The 23,609-nt window shown below is 69.1% G+C and carries 18 protein-coding genes; 10 read left to right on the top strand and 8 right to left on the bottom strand.

Annotated elements, in window-relative coordinates; genetic code table 11:
• Nucleotides 1-105 precede the first annotated feature (105 nt).
• Genes ACP2AH_RS05245 through ACP2AH_RS05235 form a run of 3 tightly spaced genes read left to right on the top strand, consistent with a single transcriptional unit; the run spans nucleotide 106 to nucleotide 4,147 of the window.
• Nucleotides 106-1,521 carry an NAD(P)/FAD-dependent oxidoreductase gene (locus tag ACP2AH_RS05245; RefSeq protein ID WP_425104845.1) on the top strand — a complete coding sequence of 472 codons (1,416 nt, stop codon included), beginning with the start codon at nucleotides 106-108 and terminating at the stop codon, nucleotides 1,519-1,521.
• Complete coding sequence (locus tag ACP2AH_RS05240; protein WP_425104844.1) at nucleotides 1,518-2,753, top strand: NAD(P)/FAD-dependent oxidoreductase; 1,236 nt, start codon at nucleotides 1,518-1,520, stop codon at nucleotides 2,751-2,753. Before ACP2AH_RS05245 ends, ACP2AH_RS05240 begins: the two co-directional genes overlap by 4 nt.
• The gene (locus ACP2AH_RS05235) at nucleotides 2,753-4,147 is read left to right on the top strand and encodes an FGGY family carbohydrate kinase (RefSeq protein WP_425104843.1); all 1,395 of its coding nucleotides are present in this window, start codon (nucleotides 2,753-2,755) and stop codon (nucleotides 4,145-4,147) included. Before ACP2AH_RS05240 ends, ACP2AH_RS05235 begins: the two co-directional genes overlap by 1 nt.
• A gap of 6 nt (nucleotides 4,148-4,153) precedes the next feature.
• Here ACP2AH_RS05235 and phnF read toward each other — a convergent pair whose 3' ends face one another.
• Nucleotides 4,154-4,930, bottom strand: coding sequence for a phosphonate metabolism transcriptional regulator PhnF (phnF, locus tag ACP2AH_RS05230; RefSeq protein WP_425104842.1), 777 nt, complete (start codon nucleotides 4,928-4,930; stop codon nucleotides 4,154-4,156).
• A 4-nt stretch (nucleotides 4,931-4,934) separates the two neighbouring features.
• Entirely contained in the window at nucleotides 4,935-6,113 is a 1,179-nt protein-coding gene (locus ACP2AH_RS05225) for an alpha-D-ribose 1-methylphosphonate 5-triphosphate diphosphatase (RefSeq protein WP_425104841.1), read from the bottom strand.
• A 118-nt stretch (nucleotides 6,114-6,231) separates the two neighbouring features.
• On the opposite strand from ACP2AH_RS05225, the gene ACP2AH_RS05220 reads away from it, so the two are divergent.
• The 4 genes from ACP2AH_RS05220 to ACP2AH_RS05205 all read left to right on the top strand — a co-directional run bounded on the left by ACP2AH_RS05220 (nucleotide 6,232) and on the right by ACP2AH_RS05205 (nucleotide 9,848).
• Nucleotides 6,232-7,089, top strand: coding sequence for a PhnD/SsuA/transferrin family substrate-binding protein (locus ACP2AH_RS05220; protein WP_425104840.1), 858 nt, complete (start codon nucleotides 6,232-6,234; stop codon nucleotides 7,087-7,089).
• Between the two features lie 69 nt (nucleotides 7,090-7,158).
• Entirely contained in the window at nucleotides 7,159-8,022 is an 864-nt protein-coding gene (locus ACP2AH_RS05215; protein ID WP_425104839.1) for a phosphonate ABC transporter ATP-binding protein, read from the top strand.
• Nucleotides 8,015-8,827: a phosphonate ABC transporter, permease protein PhnE gene (gene phnE, locus ACP2AH_RS05210; RefSeq protein ID WP_425104838.1), complete on the top strand. Its 813-nt coding sequence runs from the start codon at nucleotides 8,015-8,017 to the stop codon at nucleotides 8,825-8,827. The genes ACP2AH_RS05215 and phnE overlap by 8 nt, the downstream gene beginning before the upstream one ends.
• A 70-nt stretch (nucleotides 8,828-8,897) precedes the next feature.
• The gene (locus ACP2AH_RS05205) at nucleotides 8,898-9,848 is read left to right on the top strand and encodes a dicarboxylate transporter/tellurite-resistance protein TehA (RefSeq protein ID WP_425104837.1); all 951 of its coding nucleotides are present in this window, start codon (nucleotides 8,898-8,900) and stop codon (nucleotides 9,846-9,848) included.
• A 7-nt stretch (nucleotides 9,849-9,855) separates the two neighbouring features.
• Here ACP2AH_RS05205 and treY read toward each other — a convergent pair whose 3' ends face one another.
• From treY to ACP2AH_RS05175, 6 genes are all read right to left on the bottom strand, one after another.
• Nucleotides 9,856-12,372, bottom strand: a complete 2,517-nt coding sequence (gene treY, locus ACP2AH_RS05200) for a malto-oligosyltrehalose synthase (RefSeq protein WP_425104836.1) — start codon at nucleotides 12,370-12,372, stop codon at nucleotides 9,856-9,858.
• A complete protein-coding gene (treZ, locus tag ACP2AH_RS05195; protein WP_425104835.1) occupies nucleotides 12,369-14,144 on the bottom strand; it encodes a malto-oligosyltrehalose trehalohydrolase in 1,776 nt (591 codons plus the stop codon). Before treZ ends, treY begins: the two co-directional genes overlap by 4 nt.
• Nucleotides 14,141-16,204, bottom strand: coding sequence for a glycogen debranching protein GlgX (gene glgX, locus ACP2AH_RS05190; RefSeq protein ID WP_425104834.1), 2,064 nt, complete (start codon nucleotides 16,202-16,204; stop codon nucleotides 14,141-14,143). Before glgX ends, treZ begins: the two co-directional genes overlap by 4 nt.
• A gap of 88 nt (nucleotides 16,205-16,292) precedes the next feature.
• Nucleotides 16,293-16,541: a hypothetical protein gene (locus ACP2AH_RS05185; protein WP_425104833.1), complete on the bottom strand. Its 249-nt coding sequence runs from the start codon at nucleotides 16,539-16,541 to the stop codon at nucleotides 16,293-16,295.
• Nucleotides 16,542-16,733: 192 nt separating this feature from the next.
• Nucleotides 16,734-18,209 (bottom strand): methyl-accepting chemotaxis protein, encoded by a 1,476-nt coding sequence (locus ACP2AH_RS05180; RefSeq protein ID WP_425104832.1) that lies wholly within the window; start codon nucleotides 18,207-18,209, stop codon nucleotides 16,734-16,736.
• Nucleotides 18,210-18,267: 58 nt separating this feature from the next.
• Nucleotides 18,268-20,442, bottom strand: coding sequence for an ATP-binding protein (locus tag ACP2AH_RS05175; protein ID WP_425104831.1), 2,175 nt, complete (start codon nucleotides 20,440-20,442; stop codon nucleotides 18,268-18,270).
• A gap of 376 nt (nucleotides 20,443-20,818) precedes the next feature.
• On the opposite strand from ACP2AH_RS05175, the gene ACP2AH_RS05170 reads away from it, so the two are divergent.
• Genes ACP2AH_RS05170 through ACP2AH_RS05160 form a run of 3 tightly spaced genes read left to right on the top strand, consistent with a single transcriptional unit; the run spans nucleotide 20,819 to nucleotide 23,536 of the window.
• Nucleotides 20,819-21,310 carry a hypothetical protein gene (locus tag ACP2AH_RS05170; protein WP_425104830.1) on the top strand — a complete coding sequence of 164 codons (492 nt, stop codon included), beginning with the start codon at nucleotides 20,819-20,821 and terminating at the stop codon, nucleotides 21,308-21,310.
• Nucleotides 21,291-23,147 (top strand): sensor histidine kinase, encoded by a 1,857-nt coding sequence (locus ACP2AH_RS05165; RefSeq protein ID WP_425104829.1) that lies wholly within the window; start codon nucleotides 21,291-21,293, stop codon nucleotides 23,145-23,147. The genes ACP2AH_RS05170 and ACP2AH_RS05165 overlap by 20 nt, the downstream gene beginning before the upstream one ends.
• Nucleotides 23,144-23,536: a response regulator gene (locus ACP2AH_RS05160; protein ID WP_425104828.1), complete on the top strand. Its 393-nt coding sequence runs from the start codon at nucleotides 23,144-23,146 to the stop codon at nucleotides 23,534-23,536. Before ACP2AH_RS05165 ends, ACP2AH_RS05160 begins: the two co-directional genes overlap by 4 nt.
• Nucleotides 23,537-23,609: the final 73 nt, after the last annotated feature.

The raw sequence follows: 23,609 nt of genomic DNA, 5'->3' as shown, positions 1-23,609 counted from the left end.
TCGCGGCGGCGGGGCCCCGAGCGCCCGCCCCCCCAGCGCTCACTGTCACCTGCCAGCCGGGCCCGACCGCCCCGCTGCGGCCGTGCCGACCAGGAAAGGAGCCGCATGCTCCCCGCAACCGCCCCCACCCTCTCACCCCCCCGCGAGATCTTCGACGTCGCCGTCATCGGTGCCGGCGTGGTCGGCTGCGCGGTGGTGCGCCGTCTTGCGCTCGCCGGCGCCAAGGTGGTGCTGATCGAGAAGGGCAGCGACATCCTTTCCGGCGCTTCCAAGGCCAACAGCGCCATTCTCCATATCGGCTTCGACGCCCCGCCCGGCAGCCTGGAGCTGGAGCTGATCAAGGCGGGACGCGCGGAATATCTCGCCATCGCCGGTTCGCTCGGCCTCTCCGTGGTGAAGACCGGCGCGCTGGTCTGCGCCTGGAACGACGTTGAGGCGGAAAAGCTGGAGGCCATCGCCGCGCAGGGCCGGGCCAATGGCATCGCGGCGCTGGAGCTACTTTCCGGCAGCCAGGCCCGCGCCACCATGCCCGGCCTGTCGCAGCGGCTGGTCGCGGCGCTGGAAGTGGCGGACGAGCACATCATCGACCCCTGGACCGCGCCGCTCGCCTATCTCTCCCAAGGCGTAAAGCTCGGCGCGCTCTTCCTGCGCAATGCCGAGCTGACCGAGGGCCGCTATGACGGGGAGTGGCGGCTTTCCACCACCGCCGGCGCGTTGCGCGCCCGCGCCGTGGTCAACACCGCCGGGCTCTATGGCGACATCGTCGATGCCCGCCTCGGCCTCGAACCGGAATTCGAGATCCGCCCGCGCAAGGGCCAGTTCGTGGTGCTTGACAAGGCGGCCGCCGCGCATGTGCCGCGCATCGTGCTGCCGGTGCCGACCGAGATCACCAAGGGCGTCGTCGTCTGCCCCACCGCCTTCGGCAATGTGCTGGTCGGCCCCACCGCCGAGGAACAGGACGACCGCGTCCGCGCCACGGTGGAGAAGGACACACTCAAAGCGCTGCTGGCGCGCGGGGCGGAGATCGTGCCGGCGCTGGCGGGCATCCCGGTCACCGCCGTCTATGCCGGCCTGCGCCCGGCGAGCGAGAGCAAGGCCTATCGCGTCTTCTGCCGGCCGGAGAGCCGCGCCGTCACCCTCGGCGGCATCCGCTCCACCGGGCTCAGCGCCGCGCTCGGCCTGGCGCAGCACGCGCTGCGGCTGATCGAGGGTTTCGGCCTCGGCCTCGCGCCGGTGGAAAGCGCGCCGCCGGTGCACCTGCCCAACCTCACCGAGACGCTGCCGCGCGACTGGCAGCAGCCGGAGCATGGCGAGATCGTCTGCCATTGCGAGTTGGTGACCAAGCGCGAGATCGAGGCAGCGCTCGCCTCCGATGTGCCGCCGGGCGATTTCGGCGGGCTGCGGCGGCGCACCCGCGCCGGCATGGGCCGCTGCCAGGGCTTCTACTGCAATGCCCGCCTCGCCGAGATGACGCGCGGCCATCTGGCCGAACCGCTGGCCGTGGGGGGCGACGCATCATGAGCGAAGCGGATGTCCTCATCGTCGGCGGCGGTCCGGCCGGGGTCGCGGCGGCGCTGGAGCTGCGCCGCCAGGGCGTCGCCCGCGTCGTCCTGCTGGAACGCGAGCCGCATCTCGGCGGCGCCACCCGCCATTGCAGCCATTCGCCCTTCGGCATGCGCGAATTCGGCCGGGTCTATCTCGGGGCCGCCTATGGAAGGCGGCTGGAGACGGAGATCGCCCGCGCCGGGGTCGAGCTGCGCACCGGCCATTCCGTAGTGCGGATCGAGCCGGGCGGACAGCTTCAGGTCACCTCGCCGCGCGGGGTCGAGACGCTCGCGGCAAAGCGACTGCTCATCGCCACCGGCACGCGCGAGACGCCGCGTTCCGCCCGCCTCATCTCCGGCGACCGGCCGGTGGGCGTGGTGACGACCGGCGCGCTGCAGGCCTATGTCGCCTTTCACGGGCTGATGCCGTTCCGCCGTCCGCTCATTGTCGGCTCGGAACTGGTCAGCCTGTCGGCCGTGCTGACCTGCAAGAGCCATGGCGCGCGTCCGGTGGCGATGATCGAGCCCGGCCCGCACCCGCTCGCCCCGGCGCCGCTGATGGCCTTTCCCCGGCTGATGGGCATGCCCTTCCATGCCGGGGCGGAACTCGTCGATATCCGCGGGACGACGCGGGTGGAAGAGGCGACGGTGCGCCTCGCCGACGGCACGGCGCGCGTTTTCGCCTGCGACGGCGTGCTGTTCACCGGCCGCTTCACCCCGGAATCGGCGCTGCTGCGGCAGTCCACGATTGGCGTCGACGCCGGCAGCTCCGGCCCGGCCATCGACCCGTTCGGCCGCACCGCCGACCCCCATGTCTTCGCCGCCGGCAATCTGTTGCGGGCGGTCGAGACCGGCGGCTGGTCGTTCCGCGAGGGTCGTGCCGTCGGCCGCGCCATGGCCGAGGATCTGGCGGAAGATCGGGCGCGCGGCAGCGCGCCGGGCGACCTCATTCCCGTCACCTTCGACCCGCCGATCAAGCTGGTGGTTCCCGGCCTGATCCGGCGCGGGGCGCGCGCGACGCCCGCCTTCCCCGATTTCCAGCTGCGCTTTCTGCGCCGGGCGCGCGGGCGGCTGGCGCTGCTCATTGACGGGCGCGAGACGTGGTCGGCGCGTGGGGCCTGGATGCCCGAGCGGCGCATCCTGGTGCCAATCCCGCGTGACGCGCTCACCGCCGACGCCGTGCATCTCCGCTTCGAGGAGGCCGCCTGATGCGTGTCGCCGCCATCGATCAGGGCACCACCTCCACACGCTGCCTCGTCGTCGAGGCGGATGGGACAGCGCGGGTGGCCGGCAGCCTGACCCATGCCCAGCGCCACCCCGCGCCGGGCTGGGTGGAGCACGACCCGGCCGAACTCCTGCGCAATATCCGCGCCCTCATTGCCGCCGCCGGCGCGGTGGACGCCATCGCCCTCGCCAACCAGGGCGAGAGCTGCCTCGCCTGGGACGCGGTGAGCGGGGACGCGCTCTCCCCCGTCATCGTCTGGCAGGATGCGCGCACGGCCGACAGCCTGGCCGCCCGCCCGGCGAAACAGGCGGCGCGCGCCAAGGCGATCAGCGGCCTGCCGCTCGACCCGTATTTCTCCGCCTCCAAGCTCGGCTGGCTGATGGAGAACGTGCCCGCCGTCGCCACCGCGCGGGCGACCGGGCGGCTGCGGCTCGGCACCACCGACGCCTATTTCCTCGACCGGCTCACCGGCACCTTCGCCACCGACCTTGCCACCGCCTCGCGCACCGGCCTGCTCGACCTTTCCACCGGGCGCTGGAGCGCGGAATTGTGCGATCTCCACGGCGTGCCGCGCGAGTTCCTCCCCCCGATCCGTGCCGTCGATGCCGGTTTCGGAACGGTCGACGGCGTGCCGCTGCGCGTGTCCATCGTCGACCAGCAGGCGGCGCTCTATGGCCATGGCTGCAGGGCGCCGGGGGATGCCAAGATCACCTTCGGCACCGGCGCCTTCCTGCTCGCCATCGCCGGCGGGGAGCGGCCCGCGCCGGAGGGGCTGCTGCCGACCATCGGCTGGCAGCGCTCCGGCGAGGCGCCGGTCTTCGCCATTGAGGGCGGGGTCTATGACGCCGGCGCGGCACTGGAATGGCTGCGCCGGCTCGGTCTCTACAGCGACACGGCCGAGCTCGACGGCTTCACCGGCCCCTCCGCCCTCAGCCGCGGGCTGGTGTTCGTGCCGGCGCTGTCCGGCCTCGCCGCGCCCTATTGGGACCGCAAGGCGGCGCCGCTGTTCATCGGCATGGAGGCGGCGACCGAGCGGCGCGACATGGTGCGGGCGGCGCTGGAAGGCATCGCTCTGCTCACCGTCGGGCTGATCGAAGCGGCGGAGGCTGCCGGCGCCCCGATCACCGTGATTTCCATCGATGGCGGCCTATCGCAGAGCAGCTATTTCGCCCGCTTCCTCGCCGCCGCCAGCGGGCGGGCGGTGAAGGTGCCGGCGCAGCATGAAATGACCGCGCTCGGCCTCGCCGCGCTGTGCGGCGTCGATGTCAGTGCCGCGCGCGGCGCCGATCGCCATTTCGCCCCGGACGGTTCGGTGAGCCCGCAGGACCACGCCCGGTTCGCCGAGGCGGTGGCGAAAAGCCGGGGCTGGCGAGCGTAACGCCCCTCAGAACACGAAATCGACCGAGGTGAGCAGCCAGCAGCCGCGCGCCCATTCGATGCGGTTGCCGGACGCGTCGGTATTGATGGAGCTGGTGCGAAACACCGGCGTGCCCGGCGTCAGCGCCAAAAGGCTCGCCTCCTCCGCCGTGGCGAAGCCGCCGCTGATGCGGGTCTCGGCGCGGCGATATTTCTGGATGCCATGGGCGATGAACACATCCGTCACCGACTGGCGGCGGGAATAGACGGTGGCGAAGTCCGGCAGCAAGGCGGCGGGAAACACCTTGGTGCTGATATAGATCGGCTGTCCATCGGCTGAACGCACGCGGCGCAGCCGCACCACCGGCGCGCCGGGCGGCAGATGCAGCTGCTCGGCGGCAGCCGCGTCCGCGAATTCCTCTTCCAGGAGCGTCGTGGTGGTGGTGACCACCTTGCCGTCGGCGCGCAGGCTTTCGGCGAAGCGGCTGCCGTCGCGCACCACCAGCGCCGAGGGCAGGCTGCGCACGAACGCCCCCACCCCCTTGCGCGCGGTGAGGTGGCCTTCCTGCTGCAATTGCTGCAGCGCCCGGCGCAGCGTGATGCGGGTGACGCCGAGCTTTTCCGCCAGATGCACCTCGCCCGGCAGCTGGCTGCCCGGCCGCAAATAGCCGCTCTCGATCAGCGAGAGGATGTAGTCGTAAATCTGCTGCCAGATCGGGGTGTCGCGGCGCGGGCGGAACACCAGCCCGTCAAAGCCGGACACATCGCTCGCCCCCCCGGCCTGTGCCTTCACGCTCCGGTTCACGCCCTCACTCCGCCGCCTGCGCCACGCCCGCGACCGGCCGATGCTCCATCGCCCGGCGCGCATAGACGATACGCCCTTCGACCAGCGTCGCCACCACTTCCGGGTGCGCCATGTCCGAGGCGTCGACCAGCAGAAGATCCGCCCGCTGCCCCGGTGCCAGCCGGCCGCGATCGTCCAGACGGGCGACGCGGGCGGGATTGGCGGAGATGAGCGGCCAGTGCCGCGCCAGCGCGTCGCGGTCGCCCGCCGCCAGGGTGAAGGCGGCATAGAGCGGCGAGGGGTAATGATAATCGCTGGTCAGCACGGTGCAGCGCCCGGCGGCCACCGCCTCCCCCGCGCTCAGCGCGCCATTATGGCTGCCGCCGCGCACCACATTGGGCGCGCCGAGGATCACATCCTCGCCGGCGTCGCGGGCGGCCTGCGCGGTTTCCGGGTTCATCGGGAATTCCGAGGCCACCGCGCCCAGCACGCGGAAACGCGCGCGCTCCTCCGGCGAATTCTCGTCATGGGCGAGCAGCACATTGCCGTTCGCCCGCGCGCTGGCGGCGAGGCTCTCAATGGCGGCGGGCACGGCCTCGCGCACGCCCCACACGCGGTCCAGCAGCGCGCGGTAATCCTCCTGGCTGAGGCCGGAGCGCTCCGCCATCTGGCCGATCTTGCGGGCGATGGTGCCCTTGAGCACCGAGCCGGTCGTGTGGTCGTTGAAGGCGAGGATAGGCGCGGGGTCGAGCGCCAGCCAGCCGCGCACCTCTTCCATGGCTTCCAGCGCGAAGGTCTCCCAGCGCAGATGCAGGCGGGTGTCGCAGGCGAGGCCGCGGCGAATGTCCATCAGCGTGGTGATGAAGGCGCGCGCCGCTTCCACCGAGCGCAGGCCCGGCTCCCAGGAGATGGTGACGCCGTGAAAGGCGGTGGTGATGCCGTTGGCCACCAGCTGCCGGTCGGTGTCGCGCAAGGCGAGCGTGGTGTCGAAGCGCACGCCCGGGCGCGGCATGATGTGGCGCTCGAAGGCATCGCCGTGAATGTCGACGATGCCCGGCAGCACCAGGAGGCCCGACGCGTCGATCACCCGCGTGGGCACTCCGCTGGCGGCGTCATCGGTCAGAAGCGCCCCGCGCAGCCGCAGCGGCTCGTCGCTCCACCGGCCGTCCACCAAGGCCAGACCGTTCTCGATACGCACACTCATCGCCGCACACTCATGGCCGCCTCGCCATCCCCTTGGGTCACTGTCACGTATGCGTCATACGCTGTCTATACAGATAATCGCAGTCCACAGTTCCTGTCTATACAGCAAGGGGCACAAAATGTTTCGCAGGCTTGTTTCCGCTCTCGCCATCACCGTGGTGACCGCCTTCGCCGCAAGCGCCGAACCCGTGCGTTTCGCCGTTACCGACATTGAGGGGCTGGAAGCGCTGCAGCAGGAGTTCGGCGGCTTCCAGAAGGAGCTGTCGAAGCTCACCGGGCTCGACATCGAGCTGATCCCGGTCAGCTCGCGCACCGCCGCCGTTGAGGCGATGAATTCCGGCCATGTCGAATTGGTGCTCACCGGCCCGGCCGAATATGTCGTCATGAAGCAGCTCAGCGACCCGCGCATCGTCGTCGCCTGGCAGCGCCCGGATTATTTCGCGCAGATCGCCGTGCTGGCCAACGGGCCGATCCGCTCCATCGACGACCTAAAGGGCAAGAAGGTCTCCTTCGGCTCGGTCGGCTCCACCTCGCAGCACCTCGGCCCGGCGCAGGTGCTGGCCGATTTCGGCATCATGTATGGCAAGGATTATGAGGGCGTCATCATCTCCCGCAACGTCGCGGCGGAAGCGCTGCTCCGCGGCGACATCGCCGCCATCGGCCTGAACTATGGCCATCTCAATGCCATCCGCAAGGCGTTCCCCAATGCCGCCTTCGCCGTCGTCGCCCGTGGCCGCGACCTGCCGAACGACATCCTCGTCGCCCGCAAGGACATTCCCGAGGAGGTGTTCGTGAAGGTGCGCGAAGCCTTCCTCAAGCACGGCAACGAGCTGATGAACGCCGTACTCAAGGGCGAGGACAATCAGAAGTTCAAGGGCGGCGTCTTCATCACCGACGTGAAGGACAGCGATTACGACTATGTCCGCTCGATGTACCGCACCATCGGTATCGAGAGCTTCGGCAGCTTCATCAACTGATCCGCTTTCCCGGTGCCGGACGGGCCCTGCCCCGTCCGGCGCTTCTCTGTTTCCGCGATGGAGGCCGCCATGGAGCGCGTTCCGACCGGGCACGTTCCCGTGCCGCATCTCGCCGGCCTCAGCCCGGCCGACACCGGCAATCCGCCGCTCGGCCCGCTGGTGAAGGCGCCGGCGCCGGTGCTCGCCCCGCAGATCATCGGCGCGCGCGGCCTGGCCAAGACCTATCCCAACGGGCAGCGCGTGTTCGCCGGCGTCGATCTCGACATCCGCGCCGACCAGCGCGTGGCGCTCATCGGCTCCAATGGCGCGGGCAAGTCGACCCTGCTCAAATGCCTGATCGGCCTTTTGCCGACGACGCTGGGCGAAATCACCACGCTGGGCGAGCGCTTCCTCGTCGCGCCGAGCGGCGCGCAGCTCGCCCGCCTGCGCCGGCAGATCGGCTTCGTGTTCCAGAATCACGGGCTGGTCGGGCGGCAGAGCGTGCTCACCAACGTGATCCAGGGCAAGCTCGGCCTGCCCGGCAGCTGGCGCGCCTTCCACCACGCGCTCGCCCCGCAGCACTGGCGCGAGGAGGCGATGGCGGTGCTGGCCGAGGTGCGCCTCGCCGACAAGGCCGGCGCCCGCGCCGACCAATTGTCCGGTGGACAGGCGCAGCGCGTCGCCATCGCCCGCGCGCTGATCCGCCGGCCGCGCCTGTTGATCGCCGACGAGCCCGCCGCCAGCCTCGACCCGGCGGTGGGGCGCGACATCATGCGCATCTTCTCCGATCTCGCCCGCGATCACGGCATCACCCTCGTCTACACCACGCACGACATGCAGCACGCGCTCGACTATTCCGACCGCATCGTCGCCCTGAAGGATGGCCGGGTGCATTTCGACCGGCCCACCGCGCGGGTCACCGCGCGCGACATGGAGGGCGTGTTCCATGGCTGACGCCGCCACCGCCCAGCGCGCCCTGCCGCCCTCGCGGCTTCCGTCGATGTCGCCGCTGACCTTCACCCTCATCGTGGTCGTCGCGGCCCTCTTCCTCGCCTCCATGGGGCAGGTCGCTCCCTCGCCGGAAAAGCTCGCCAACGGCCTGCCGCGCATGGCCGAGCTGGTCGGCCGCATGCTGCCGCCCAACACCGACCCCGGCTTTCTCCAGCGCATGGGCTGGCGCATTCTGGAGACGCTGCAGATCGCTCTGGTCGGCACCGTGTTCGGCGTGCTCATCAGCCTGCCCATGGGTTGGCTGGCCGCGCGCGGCATCTCCCCGCTCGGCGCGCTGCGGCATTTCCCGCGCGCGCTGATCTCGCTGTTCCGCACCGTGCCCGATCTCGTCTGGGCGCTGCTGTTCGTCTCGACGCTGGGCCTCGGCGCCGTGGCGGGGACGATGACCATCGTCGTCGACACGATCGGCTTTTGCGGCCGCTTCTTCGCCGAGGCGATGGAGGAGGCCGACAAGAAGCCGCAGGAGGCGCTGCACGCCATCGGCGCCAATCGCGTCTCCGTGCTGTTGGGGGCGATCCTGCCCGACGTGATGCCGACGCTGATCAACTCCTCGCTGTTCGCGCTGGAAAAGGCGGTGCGGGCCTCGGTGGTGCTCGGCCTCGTCGGCGCCGGCGGGATCGGGCAGGAATTGAAAGTGGCGTTCGACCTGTTCCAGTACCGCAACGCCTCGGCCATCATCCTCGCCATCTTCGTCATCGTGCTGGCGATGGAATTCCTCACCGACCGGCTGCGGGCGAAGTTCCAATAGGCGCGCGCGGAGGGTGCTTTCCGCAGGTCGAGGGGGTAAGTGTCGCGCCTCAAGCGACAGGTGCCCACTCGTGACCTCCCTCCTCCTCCATATGCGCCCCATCTTCTTCGGCACCGTGCTCGGGATTGGCGGCCTCGCCAATGGCTGGCGGGTGGCGAGCCGGCTGTGGGGCGCGCCGGTGCTGATCGGCGAAGCGCTGGCGGTCACCGCCTTCGCCCTCTGGGCGCTGTGGAGCGTGCTCTACGCGCTGAAATGGCGGTTCCACCCCGGCGCCGCGCGCGAGGAGATACGCCACCCCGCGCAGGGGCTGATCGCCGCGCTGGCGCCGGTCTCCACCCTCATCGCCGCCATCGCCATCGGCCCGCATGTGCCGCTGCTCGGCTGGGGCCTGTTCATCGTCGGGGCGGCCGGGGTCGCGCTCTATGCCGCCTGGAGCGTCGGCGGGCTGTGGCAGGGCGGGCGGGCGCCGCAGGAAGTGACGCCGATCCTCTATCTCCCCACCGTCGGCGGCGGGCTGGTCGCCGGCATCGCCTGTGCCACTTTCGGCCAGCCGGCGCTGGGCTGGATGTTCTTCGGCATGGGGTTGTTCTCGTGGCTCTCCATGGAATCGGTCTTCCTCACCCGGCTGTTCCAGCACGGGCTGCCCGCCACCGCCCGCGCGAGCCTCGGCATGGAGCTGGCACCGCCGGCGGTGGCCTGCGTCGCCTATCTCTCGCTGGCGCCCGGCCCGGCGGACCGGGCGGCGCTCGCCCTGTTCGGCTATGGCTGTTTTCTCGCGCTGGTGATGGCGCGCCTCGTGCCGTGGCTGCGCCAGCAGCCCTTCGGCCCCGGCGCCTGGGGCTACACCTTCGGGGTGGCGAGCCTGCCGCTCGCCGCGCTGAAGCTGGTGGAACAGGGCGCCGGCGCGCCGGTGACGCAGATGGCGCTGGCGCTGTTCGTCGCCGGCAATCTCATCATCGGCTGGATCGCGCTGCGCAGCCTGGTCGGCGTCGCCGGTTTCATCAGGAGCAAGGTCGGCTGAACCTCGCTCAGCCCGCCGACCCGCGTTCCGCTAGCAGGAACGGTGCATCCGGCCCCAGCGCGTCGAGCACCCGCCAGCCGGGCGCGCGGAGTTCGGCCGGCACCCTCACCTCACCCGCATCGGCCAGAAGGCGGGTCGGCACGACGACGCGCACCGCCTCCTCGCCGCGCCAGCGCTCGAAGCCGAACCAGCCGACGCGGTCGGGCTCCATGTCGAGCGGGCGGTAGTCCCCGCCCGTCAGTGCGCCATTGCGGCGGCGAAGGGCGAGCAGCGCCCGCGTCAGCCGAAAATACTCGGCATCGCCGGCCTCCGCAGGGTCCTCGCCGCGCAGCGCCGCCTGCCGCGCCGCCCAGTCGACCGGGCGGCGATTATCCGGGTCGACCAGCGAGAAATCGCGGAATTCCGTGCCCTGATAGAGGTCCGGCGTGCCCGGCAGCGTGTGCTGGAGGATGAGCTGGGTGAGGCCGACCAGCCGCCCGGCCGGCGCGATGTCCGCCACCAGCGCCTCCATCCGGGCACGGAACCTGGCCGCCTCCGGCGCCTCGATCAGCCCGGCGGCGAAGGCGAGGCAGGCGTCCTCATAAGGCGCGTTCGGCGTTTCCCAATTGCTGTGGCGCTTGGCCTCGCGCAGCGCCTTGGTGATGTAGCCCGCCATGCGCTCGGCGCTGATCGGCCAAGCCGAGACCAGCGTTTGCACGATCATATGCGCATCGAGCGGGTCGGGCATCGCCATGCCCGCCTCCTCGCGCAGCAGCGGCGCGACAAGCTCCCGCGTCTCCTCGGTGAAGGCGAGCCAGTGCTCGGGACGGTGGCTGAGCGCGGCGAGCCGCGCGCGCGGGCCGGGGCCGCGCTTGGTGTCGTGGGTGGCGAGCGGGATGAGATCGCTGAGGCCTGCCTGCGCCCGCGCCGCGTTCAGCGCGTGCATCTCCTCCGCCGTGCGGGAGGGATGGTCGAGGCTGCCGCCCACCTCATTGGCGCAGAGCAGCACGGGGTAACGGTACAGCTCCGTGTCCTCGAACCCCTTGGCCATGGCCGGGCCGCTGAGCTGCTGGAAGCGCGAGCGGAACTCGTGGTCGCTCGGTCGCTCGGGACGCTCCACCCGCTGCAACAGCAGCGTAGCGGCGGCCGTGGTGAGCGGGTTCTCATTGGCCTCGATGCGGGCGCGGATCTCTTCCCAGATCGCCACATCCTCGGGCTCATGGCCTTGGGGCGTCGCATAGGAGCGGTAGACCGGGCAATGGGCGAGCAGCGCCACCACGGCGTCCCGGATCGCGGTGTCGGTGAGGTCGCCGGCCTGCATCGCCTCGTCCAGCCCCTCGCGGGCCAGTGTCGCCAGAATGTCGACCTCGGCCTTCAGGCTCGCTTCCAGCACCTGCCGCTTCGCCGAAGCGAGCCGCTCGGGGAGCGCGCCGATGAGCAGATGGCGGGTCCGCAGCGCCTCCTCGAAGCGGCGATAGCCCTCGGGGTCGACGCAGAGCGCGTTGATGTCGTTCAGCCGCTCATAGCCGGTGGTGCCCTCGATCGGCCACGGGCGCAGCACCTCGCCCGGCTCCAATATCTTCTCGACAAGGAGCGGCACGCCCGCATCCACCGCGGCCCGCAGCCTGTCACAATAGAAGGCGGGGTCCACCAGCCCGTCGATATGGTCGATGCGCAGGCCGTGAACGAGGCCGCGGCGGATCAGGTCGAGCGGCAGGCGGTGGACGAGGTCGAACACCTCGGGATCCTCCACGCGGACGCCGGCAAGGTCGGTAATGTTGAAGAAGCGGCGGTAATTGAGATCATGCGCCGCCGTCCGCCACCAGGCGAGGCGCCAGTGCTGGGCCTCCAGCAGGGCGGCGAGGTCCGCCTGCGCCAGCACCGCGTCGAGCGCCTCCCGCCCGCTTTCGCCAAGGCCGGTGAACACCACCCGCGCCGCGCCGAGACCGGCATCGCTGGGCGAGGCTTCGACCCGCTCGAACACGGACGCGGCGGCCTCAAGTCCCGCCGCACGCAGCAGCGCGGCCACGCTCGCCGCGCGCAGCGGGAAGCGGTGGTCGGCATAGGCGACATTGATCCGCCCGAGCGCGTAATCGGCCTCCAGCGACAGGCTGCCCGCCTCCAATGTCGCTTTGAGCGGATCGCCAAGCAGCGGCAGCAGCAGCCGGCCGCTCTCCCATTTCACATCGAACACGCGGGCGGCAGGCGAACCCGGCCCGCCTTCCAGCATGTCGTTCCAGAACGGGTTGTGGCTGGACGCCGCCATGTGGTTGGGCACGATGTCGAGCAGCACACCCATACCCTGCGCGGCCAGCGCGGCGGCGAGGCGCGCGAACCCTTCCTCCCCGCCCAGCTCCGGGTTGATGCGGGTCGGGTCGGCGACGTCATAGCCATGGGTCGAACTGGGCACCGCCATGGTGATGGGCGACGCGTAGAGATGGCTGATGCCGAGCTCGGCGAGATAGGGCACCAGCCCCTCGGCATCGGCAAAGGTGAAACCGCGATGGAACTGCAGGCGGTACGTGGCGCGAAGCGGCGGGTTCATGCGGGCGCGAGGCTCCAGACGGCGGCGGCGAAGGGGCCGAGGGTGAGCTTGCCCTCGGCTTCATGGATCACCCCGCCGGTGCTGGCCCCGGCCGGCATGCCGGCAATGCCGGTCATCGGGTCGAGCGTCGCCGACTGCCGGCCGCCATTCAGCACCATCACCAGCGTGCCGGCGCCATAGTGCCAGGCGACGCGCAGCGCCTCCCCGGTCCGAACCAGATCGCCGCCGCGATAGAGGCTGGCGGTGAGCGGCCAGACCAGCCGGCGGCGCTGCTCGGCCAGACGGTGGAAGGCATCGAGCTCCGCCCGCGCCTGCGGAGTGCGGAAATCCTCCGCCTTCAGCTTGGCGGAGATGAAGGTCGCTTCGCTCAGCGGGTCGGGGAAGCTCTCGCCATGGGCGTCGAAGAAATCGGCGAACTCGCTGCGCCGGCCGTTGCGCACCGCCTCAGCGAGATCGCCCTCGAAATCGCAGAAGAACGGGAAGGGCTGCGACAGCAGCGCCTCCTCGCCCTGGAAAAGCAGCGGAATCGCGGGCGAGAGCATCAGCACGAAGCGCAGAAAAGCCAGCCGCTCCGGCGCCAGGCTCGCGGCCAGCCGGTCGCCGAGCGGTCGGTTGCCGATATGGTCGTGGTTCTGGGCGAAGGCGACGAAGGCGTCGGGGGCGAGCTCCGTGCTCACCGTGCCGCGCGGATGCCCGCCCTCGCCGGGATAGGGCTCGCCCTGGAAGACGAAACCCTCGCTGAGCGCCCGGCCGGCGGCGGCGACGGGGTCGCGCGCATAGGGCGCGTAATAGCCCGTGCGCTCGCCGCTCGCCAACACATGGAAGGCATGGTGCCAGTCGTCATTCCATTGCGCGTCGTAGAGATGATCGTCGCGCGTCATCCAGCCGGCGATGTTGTCGTGGTTTTCCAGCACCAGCCAGGCATCCGGCTTCACCGCCCGGCAGGCCGCCGCAATTTCGCGCAGGAAGGTCTCGGCGCCCGTGGTCGCCAGCGCATGCACCGCGTCGAGGCGCAGACCGTCAAAGCCGAATTCGGCGAGCCAATAGGCGGCGTTCTCGCTGAAGAAGGCGCGGACGATGGGGTTTTCGAGGTCGATCGCCGGGCCCCAGGGGGTGTCGATATCCTCGCGGAAGAAGGATTTGGCGTAGAGCGGAAGGTAATTCCCGCTCGGGCCAAAATGGTTGTAGACGACGTCGAGCATCATGCCGAGGCCGCGCTCATGCGCGGCGTCGATCAGTGCCCGCAGGTCCTCGGGCGAACCATAGGCGGTGTCGGGCGCGTAGAGCAGCACGCCGTCATAGCCCCAGTTGCGGCGCCCGGCGAAATCGGCGACCGGCAGCAGCTCGATGACCGTGAAGCCGGCGTCGCGGTAATGGTCCAGCCGGTCGATCAGCGCGCGAAACGTGCCCTCCGGCGTGGCGGTGCCGACATGCACCTCGGCGATGATGGCCTCGTGCCAGGGCCGCGACGGAGCGGGCGCGCGTGAAGGAACCGGCGCGGGGACGAGGCTCCAGCCGTCGGCATCCTCCGCCTGCCCGCGCGAGGCGGGATCGGGCACGGCGAGGCCCGCCTGCCCCTCTCCGAGGCGGAAGCGGTAGCGCGTGCCAGCCGCGAGCCCATCGACAGCGGTGGTGAAGAAGCCGTCCGCGCCTTTCTCCATCGCCACCGGTCCCGCGCCGTCGATCTCAAGGCTGACGGTGTCGGCCTCAGGGGCGAACAGGCGGAAGCGTGTGGTGGCGCCCTCGATCAGCGGGCCGAAAGTGCCGGTCATGCCCGCCATTCCCACACGATGAGAGTACGGGCCGGCACGCCGAAGGTGCCGCCGCCGTCGACGCTCGCGCCCTCGAGATCGTCGCCCGTGGCGAGGATCGCTTCCCAATGGCCGGACTGCACCGGCGGAGCGACAAAATCGACATCGACATGCGAGGCGTTGAGCATGATCACCAGCGAGGGCTCCTCGGGGAGAACCGGCGCGAGCCGCAGGGTGATGCATTTGGAATGCGGATCGGCCCAGTTCTCCTCGGTCATCCGCGTGCCGCCATTGTTGAACCAGGCGACATCGGGCTGGCCCATCTCATTGCGCGAGCCGGTGAGGAATTCCGGCCGCGACAGGCAGGAATGCGTCTTGCGGATCTCGGCGAGGCGGGCGACGAATTCCGGCAGCTCCGGGTCGTCATTCGACCAGTCGACCCAGCCGATCTCATTGTCCTGGCAATAGGCGTTGTTGTTGCCGCCCTGCGAGTTCGAACGCTCGTCGCCGGCCAGCAACATGGGCACGCCCTGGCTGAGGAACAAAGTGGCGATCAAATTGCGCTTCTGCCGGCGGCGCAGAGCGTTGATCGCGGGGTCGTCGGTCTCGCCTTCGACGCCGCAGTTCCAGCTCTTGTTGTCGTCATGGCCGTCGCGGCCATCCTCGCCATTGGCCTCGTTGTGCTTGTCGTTATAGGTGACGAGGTCGTGCAGGGTGAAACCGTCATGGGCGGTGATGAAATTGAGGCTCGACCACGGCCGGCGCCGCCCTTCCGAGAAGATGTCCTGCGAGGCGGCGAAGCGGGTGGCGAAGCTCGGCAGCAGCCCTTCCGAGCCGCACCAGAACTCGCGCACCTTGTCGCGGTAGTCGCCGTTCCACTCGGAGAAGCCGGGCGGGAAGGCGCCGAGCTGGTAGCCGCCGGGGCCGACATCCCACGGCTCGGCGATCAGCTTGAGCCCGCCAAGGGTGGGGTCCTGGAGAATGGCGTTGAAGAAGGCGTGGCCGGAATCGAAGCCTTCCGGCCGGCGGCCCAGCGTGGTGGCGAGATCAAAGCGGAAGCCGTCAATGCCGTAGACCGAAGCCCACATGCGCAAGCTGTCCATCACCATCTGCAGCACGCGCGGATGGTCGGTGTTCACCGAGTTCCCGCAGCCGGTGAGGTCGTCATAATAGCGGCCATTGCCCGGCAGCAGCCGATAATAGGACGCATTGTCGATGCCCTTGAAGGACAGCGTCGGGCCGAGATGATTGCCCTCGCAGGTGTGGTTGTAGACCACGTCGAGAATGATCTCGATGCCCGCCTGATGCAGTCGGTCCACCGCCTCGCCAATGGCGTCGAGCCCGTCCTCGCCGAGATAGCGTGGCTCCGGGGCGAAGAAGTTCAGCGTGTTGTAGCCCCAGTAATTGGCGAGGCCTCGGTCGAGCAGATGCCGGTCCTGGGTGAAGGCATGGACGGGCAGCAGTTCCAGCGCGGTGACGCCGAGCTTGGCGATGTAGTCGATGAATTCGGGCTGGCCGAGCGCGGTGAAGGTGCCGCGAATGGATTCCGGCACCAGCGGGTGGCGCATGGTCAGCCCGCGCACATGGCCCTCATAGATCACCGTCTTGGCCCATGAGATGCGCGGGTGCTGCGTCGCCGCCATCGGCGTGCCGGCGACAACACGCGCCTTCGGCATGAAGGGGGCGCTGTCGCGCGCGTCCATGATCAGGTCGGCATCGTCGCCGGCGCCGATCGTGTAGCCATAGAGCGCGTCATGCCATTTGATGTCGCCCACCAGCATGCGGGCATAGGGGTCGAGCAGCAGCTTGTTGGGGTTGAAGCGGTGCCCGGCCTCCGGCGCCCAGGGGCCGTGGACGCGCCAGCCATAGACCTGGCCGCGGCCGACGCCCGGCAGATAGCAATGCCAGACACCATTGGTGCATTCATGCAGGTCGATGCGCTCCAGCTCGGTCTGGCCATAGCGGTCGAACAGGCACAGCGTCACCCCGACGGCATTGTCCGAGAAGAGCGCAAAATTCGTTCCTCTCCCGTCGACCGTCACGCCGAGCGGAAAGGCAGAACCGGGCAGTATCTTGCGCATGATGGGGTCACCAGAAGGAGGGAAAAGTCGGACATTCGCGCCGCAGGGCGGCGCGTGGCACATCCGGCAAGGTCACAAAAATGGAGCGTCAGCCCCAGCCCCAGTGGTTGGCGCGCATGAGGCGCACCGTGCGTTCAACCGCCCGGCGCAGGTCGAGCGGCGCCCCGCTTTGCGCCGCGGCGGCGAGCGCGCCGAGCGTGGTCTTGACCAGGGGATGGCCGGGGCAGGCGCTGCGGTTGCCGACAAACTCGTAAGCGTCGCGCAGCGTGCGCAGGCGACGGCCCTCGCGCGTGCGGAGCGGGCGTTCCAGATCAGCGTCCCAATAGCAATCGGACATGGGTGCTCTCATGTGTCGGATCGAGCACAAAACGCCAAATGCTGCGAAAAGGTTCCGCGTCAGGAGACGGAAGCGGCCGATCCTGCGGCACCCAAGTGGCGAGAGAACGCAAAAAAAGGGGCCGGCGGAAGCCGGCCCTTGGGAGGTTGTGCAGGAACGGGATGTCTCGCGGGTGCCCGGCCCGCTCGTCGCTCAGGCGGTCAGCACCTTCACTTCGTCGCGCAGCCGCCCGCCAAGCGCGGAGACGGCATCGGAAACCTGTTCGATCTGCCCCGCCGTGCCCCGGATCTGGCCGGAGATGCGCGAGACGCCATTGATGCTCTGCGTCACCGAGGCATTGGTGACGCTCTGTTCCTCCACCGCGGCGGAGAGGGTCGAGAACACGTCGCGCAGCGTGCCGACGCTGTGGGTGATCTCGCTCACCGCGCGCGCCGCGTCGCTGCTGGCCTGCTGCACCGCACCGACCTGGGTGCTGATCTCCTTGGTGGCGTTGGCGGTCTGCAGCGCCAGTTCCTTCACCTCGGAGGCGACCACCGCGAAGCCCTTGCCGGCTTCGCCGACGCGGGCGGCCTCGATGGCGGCGTTGAGGGCGAGGAGATTGGTCTGCGAGGCGATGCGCTCGATCATCGCCGAAATATTGCCGATGCGTTCGATGCTCTCCACCAGCCCGCCGACAAGCCCGTCGGCAGAGGTGGTACGCTCGGCCGCCTGCGCGGTCATGGCGGTGGCGTTGTGAATCTGCTTGCTGACTTCGCCGAAGGACACCGACATCTCCACCGCCGAGGCGGCGACGGACGCCGTCATCTCCTCGCTCTGGCGGCTGAGATGGTCGAGATCGGTGCTGGCGGCCTCCATGGCGGTGGAGGACTGGTTCATCTCCTCGATGACCGAGGTGACGCTGGCGGCGACCTTGACCGTGTCCGTCACCAGCGCCCAGGTCAGCATCGGCCCGTCATAATGGCCATCGGGCGTCATCAGCGCGGACACGGAGAGGTTGAGCGTCTCCGGCCCGACCTTGATCCGCGCCGTGTGCGGCAGACGCGAGGCGTCCGCCAGCATGTGGCGCTGCATTTCCGGCTTCTTGTGAAACACGTCGATGGAGGAACCGATCAACTCGGACGCCTTGATCGGCAGATGCTGCTCGATGCGCTGGAGGGTGTCGAGGCTGGTGCGGTTGGCGTAGTCGATGATGAAGCCGTCGAGCGAGCAGGTCATCACATTGATCGGCATCTGATCGACCATCTGCATCAGCCGCCGGATCTTGGCTTCGGCGATCAGCGCCGCCGTCTCCACGCTCCACATCACCTGCACATGCTGGCACTCGCCACGAGCATTACGCAGGGGCGAGAGGGCGAAGCGCAGCACCTCGTCGCCAAGGCGCACATCCCGCGAGAAGGGCTGAAGGTCGCCGCGCGCCGGGCGGTCGCCGGCCGAGGCGAGATCGAGGGTGAACAGGCTGAGCGAGGCCCCCACGATCTCCGGCGGCGCCTTGGGCAGCGCGTGCCGGATCGTCTCGTACAGCGCCTTCGAGCGCGCATTGGCGTAGTCGATCCCGCCCGTATGGGGGTCGCACATGAGGATGGCTGCGGGCAGGTCGTCCAGCAGGGCAGCGTCGAAGGCGCGCGCCGAGGAGCGGCGCTTGAGGGAATAAAGCGAGGCGGGGCTCATGCCGATCTCCGGTCGGGGGCGGTTCGCCGGTCCGATCGATCAGGACGGGCTCTTTTTGCTAGCCTGCGGAGCTTGCTTCAGGCTCGCTCCGGTTGCCCGAAATGGCGGCGTCATCCGCAGGTGCCGCCGGCACTTCCGGCAGGGCGATGGTGAACAGTGCGCCGCCCTCGACATTGGCGACGGTGAGCGTGCCGCCATAGTCGCGGATGATGCCGAAGCTGACGGAGAGGCCGAGGCCCGTGCCCTGCCCGGAAGGCTTGGTGGTGAAGAAGGGCTGGAAAATCTTGCCTATCGCCGCCGGCGGGATGCCGCCGCCATTGTCGCGCACGGTGACGACGACAAAGCCCTGCCCTTCCGCCACGCGGCGGCCGATGGCGATGGCGATGCGGCCGGCAAAGTCCGGCTCGTGCTGGCGGCGGGCGCGGATGGCGTCACGCGCGTTCAGCACCAGGTTGATCAGCACCTGTTCCAGCTGCTCCTGCCGGCAGGGCACGCGCGCCGAGCCGGCGCTGCCCGTGGCCGTCAGTTCGATGCCGTCGAGGCGGATTTCCGTGCCGAGCACCTGCAACGTTCCCTCCACCGCCGTTTCCGCCGAGGAGGGATCGATGGTGAGCGCGTCCTTGCGCCCGAAGATGCGCATATGGTCGATGATCGCCTTCATGCGCTCGACCTGGCGGACGATGCGCGCCAGCTTCTCGCTGGTGTGCTCGGCCGGCAGCCCCTTGCGCAGGCCCATCTGGGCATTGCTGGCCGCCAGCCGGATGACGCCGAGCGGCTGGTTGATCTCATGGGCGAGGCCGGTCACCAATTCGCCCAGCGCCGCCATTTTCGACATCTGGTAGAGCTTGTTCTCCTTCAGGCGCTTGGCGGTCTCGTCGAGCGCAAACACCACGGCGGGCGCGTTGGCAGCATCCGTGCGGCCCGGCCCGTTGGGGCGCAGCCGGGTAATGACCATGCCCACCTCGAACTCCTCGCCATCGCCGGAGAAATGCTCCATCGCCACCGAAGGCGCGGCATCTTCCTGGAGGCGGGCGAGGAATTCCGGCGTTTCCACCCGCTCGGCGATCAGCCGGGGCAGCAGGCCGTCCGCCGCCTCGCCGATGCGCACCGCCCGCCCGTTCTCGACATGCAGCACATGGATGCCCGGCACGCGGCTGATCGCCTGCAGCACCTGCGCCTCGCGCTCCTGTGCCTGTGCCGTCAGTTCCCGCTCGCGATAGATCCGCTCCAGCCGCGCATGCCGCGCGCCGAAAAGAATGAGGGCGACGAGCGTCAGGCTGAGGCCGCCGGCAATGCCCCAGATCGCGACGTGAAAATTGTGATTGTCGGAATTGATCTCCGCGCGATCCACCGCCACCGACACGAAGAAGGGGAAACGGTCGGAATGCATGGAATAGCCGACGCGCCCCGCATCGTCCCAGGCGAGGCCGCCTTCGGGGCCGTTGGCCGTGCCGGCGGTGATCGCCGCCTCCGGGAGGATGGTCGCGGCCTGCAACCCGTCGATCTGCCGGTTCGCCGGCACGATGGCCCGCACCACCCCGTCAAAGCCGACGAGAGCAATGAGTCCCTCGCCCTTCGGCAGCAGTTTTTCATAGAACTCGATGAAGTCGGAGATCTGGTAGGAGGCGGCGATGATACCGCGCAGCTTGCCGTCATCGGCGCGCACCGCGCGGGTGAACTGAAGCGACCAGGCCCCGCTGATCCGCCCCTTCACCGGCTTGCTGATGAAGATGCCGGTATCGGTCGGATCATCATTCATATGTACGCGAATATGTTCGCGGTCGGCCAGCGTCACGCCATTGCCCGGCGGCAGCAGATTGCTGGCGACGACGGCCCCGGTGGGATCGACATAGGTCACCTGAATGACCGAGGCGGGCAGGCGGGCGGTGAGCAGGCGGGAGTAGATTTCCTGCGGCGACGCGTCTTCCGGCAGGTTGGCGAAGCCGTCGAGGAAGGCTTCGATCGATTCGACCGTGCGCTCCAGATGAGAGGTCAGCGCGAAGGCCAGCTTGCGCGAGGCGGCGATGGCGACCTCTTCCTCATGCGCGGCATGCAGCTTGATGGCGATCAGCGCCACCGAGGCCGGCAGAACGACGGCCAGCACGAGCACGAACACCAGCAGAAGTCGGTACGAGGCGCCCTTCCATAGCGGCGCGGCAGGGGGAGCGTTCGCCGGCACGGCGGTGGGATCGGGCGGTAGCGTCACCGCCTGCGCTGAAGAATCCGACGTCATCGCCGCCATGTCGAAAAAGGCATGTCGCTGCCGCCTCACCCCGCACCTGTGTCTTCGGGACCGACGGCACCCGGACACTCTTGCAGTTCATTATGTCGTAGTCGCCCCGCCCTGTGGATGCAATCATGCGCACCCGTTAGCGCCTCGCACGACCTGAGATAGCCGAAACAACGCTGAAACCTTGCATTTTCTTGACAGCCGGCGCGGTTTTCTAGCCGGCGCGGTGCCTGCCCTCGCCAATTTGATCCAAAATGGAGCGATCTCCACCGTTTCCCCGCCGGAATGGCAGCGTTTCGGCAGGCTTGTCCGCACACCGCGTGCGATCCTAGCCGCGCTCGTGCCGGTTGAGCGGCGGGCTTTTTCCACGGAGCGGACGATGATGGTCAGGTTGATCTGCGCGCTCATTCTGGGGCTTGCATGCCTCGCCTTGCCGGAGGCCGCGCGCGCGCACGAACTCACCCTGCGCTGGCTCGGCGCCGACGGCCAGGTCGCGCTGGAGAAGACGCTGACGCTCGCCGAGATCGACGCGCTTCCCCAGGTGACCATCGAGACCAGCACACCCTGGACCGAGGGCGTTCAGCGCTTCACCGGCCCCTCGCTCGGCGCGCTCGCGGCGCTGGGCGGCCGGCCGGTGCGGGAGGCGAAAGTGATGGCGCTCAACGACTATGTCGCCCCCATTCCCGCCGAGGACTGGAAGGAGCATGGCGCCATACTGACCACCCGGGTCGACGGCAAGACCATGCGGGTGCGCGACAAGGGGCCGTTCTGGGTGATGTATCCCATCGATTCCGACCCGGCGCTGCGTCAGCAATATTACCAGTCGCGCATGGTCTGGCAGGTCAAGTCCATTGATTTTAGCGCGCAATAGTCGCTCGCCCGGCCTTCTCAAGCTCGGCCTCGTCGTCGCTTCCATTGCGCTCTTTCTCGCAACCGCGCTGGTCTATGTCCTGCAGACCCGCCAGCAGGCCTTTCTCACCGCGACGATCCGCTCCTCCGGCTGGGTGGCCTATCAGGCGCAGCTGGAGTTCGTGAAGACGCAGGCCGAATTCGCCAAGCTCGCCATCGTGCCGAGCACTCTGGGCATGGACAAACTGATGCTGCGCCTCGAACTGCTCCGCTCGCGGCTGCCGCTGCTCTATGATTCCGACGAAGGCCGGGTGCTGAGCGATGTCGTCGACACGCGCGGCCCGACGCAGATTTTCGAGGCCCGGTTGGATGAGATCATCGAGGAGGTGGGAAAGCTCGACCCGGAGGATGGCGGCACGGCGCGAGAGCTGAAGAAGCTAAGCCAGCAGCTGGAGCCGCTCGGCCAGGCGCTGCAGACCATATTGATGCAGTCGGTCGCCTATAATCAGGAAATCTTCCAGCGCGAGCGCGCCATGGCGCAACGACCCGGTGCGTTGCCGCTGGTGATGCTGTTCGTCAGCGGCGCCTGCCTTGCCGCCGTGCTCATCCTGCAGGCGCGCCGCGACCGTATGCGGCTGAACGACGTGCGGGAAGCGCAGGCGGCGCTGGCGGCGATGGAGGAAAATCTGCGCGCCGTCATCCAGGCCGTGCCGGCCTGCGTGGTGGTGACCGACCCGGACACCGACAAGGTGAACTTCATCAATCCGTCCGCCGCCGCCCTCGTCTCGCCCTCGCTGGACGACCCCGCCTGGCCGCGCTTCGTCCGGGCGATCCGCGCCGCCGCCGGCGAGCCCGACACCCGCCGCTGGGGGGCGCTGAGCATGGGCTATGCCCGCAACCCCGGCGACATCATCTCGCTGCGCGGATCGATCGGCACCGTCTTGTGGGAGCGACGCCCGCAGCAGCTCATCGTGGTGGTCGACACCTCGCAGGTGCGCAATGCCGAATTGCAGGTGATGCAGGCGGCGAAGCTGGCGACGCTGGGCGAGATGGCCACCGCCATCGCCCATGAGCTCAACCAGCCGCTGGCGGTGATCAAGATGGCGGTGGCCAATGCCCGCCGCCTGCTCGACCCCCTGCCGGGCGGGGAACCGGTGGCCGCCAAGCTGGAGCGCATTTCGGCGCAGGTCGACCGCGCCAAGCGCATCACCGACCAGGTCCGCCGCTATGGCCGCATGCCGACCCAGCAGCTTCTGCCCTTCTCGCTGCGCCATGCGGTGGAACTCGCCGCCGGCTTCGTCGCCGAGCAGTTCCGCGCCGCCAATATCGTGCTGTCGATCGAGGCGGGCGTGCCGGCCGAATTGCTGGTATTCGGCGAGCAGACCATGTTCGAGCAGGTCATCGTCAATGTGCTGATCAACGCCCGCGACGCCTTCGAATCGCAGGAGCTTCGCGAATCGCAAGAACTTCGCCAGGCGCAGGAAAACCGCGAGCCTCAGGAAAGCCGCGAAGCTCCGGACAATTCTCGGATGCCCGAGGCCGGCGACGCACCGCCGCTTACCGCGGCCGGCGCGGCCCGGCGCGAAGTGCAGGTGTCGATCGGGCGAGTGGAGGAGCACGCGGTGATCGCAGTGCAGGACAATGCCGGCGGCGTGCCCGAGGACATTCTGGAACGCATGTTCGAGCCCTTCGCCACCACCAAATCGACCGAAAAGGGCACCGGGCTCGGCCTGTCACTCGCCCGCAGCGTGGTGCGTGACATGAACGGTAGCATCGTGGCGGAGAATGTCGGGGCTGGCGCGCGCTTCACCATCACCGTGCCGGCCTCGCTCATCAACGCCGCGCGGGCCGCCGCATGAACGCCGCACCCAGCATGCTGATCTGCGACGACGAGGAAGAGCTCGCGCACGAGCTGGGCGAGTATTTCGCCTCGCTGGGCTGGCGTGTCGCCCTCGCCATCACGGCGGAGGAGGCGATCGGGCAGTTGCGCGGCGGGCTGGCGCCGCAGGTGTTGATCACCGATCTGCGCATCGGCGCTGTCGACGGGCGGCTGGTGGTGGCCGAGGCCCGCGCCCTGCCGCCGGCGCTCCGCCCGGCGATGGTCATCATCATCACCGGCCATGTCATGCACAATGTGACGGCGACCGACCTCGACAGCGACTTCCTCTATGTGAAGCCGGTCGATCCCACCGACGTGCTCGACGATATCGGCAGTTTCCTCGCCAGCGTGGCGCCGCCGCCCAACTGAGGGCGAAGGTCGCCCACCCCGCCGGACGACGCGAAGGAACCTCGCATACCGCAATTTGTCATTTCACAATGAC

The organism is Ancylobacter sp. (genome assembly GCF_965249975.1).
In the GTDB taxonomy this organism is placed as follows: Bacteria; Pseudomonadota; Alphaproteobacteria; order Rhizobiales; family Xanthobacteraceae; genus Ancylobacter.
This window is presented reverse-complemented; position numbering and strand designations above follow the sequence as displayed.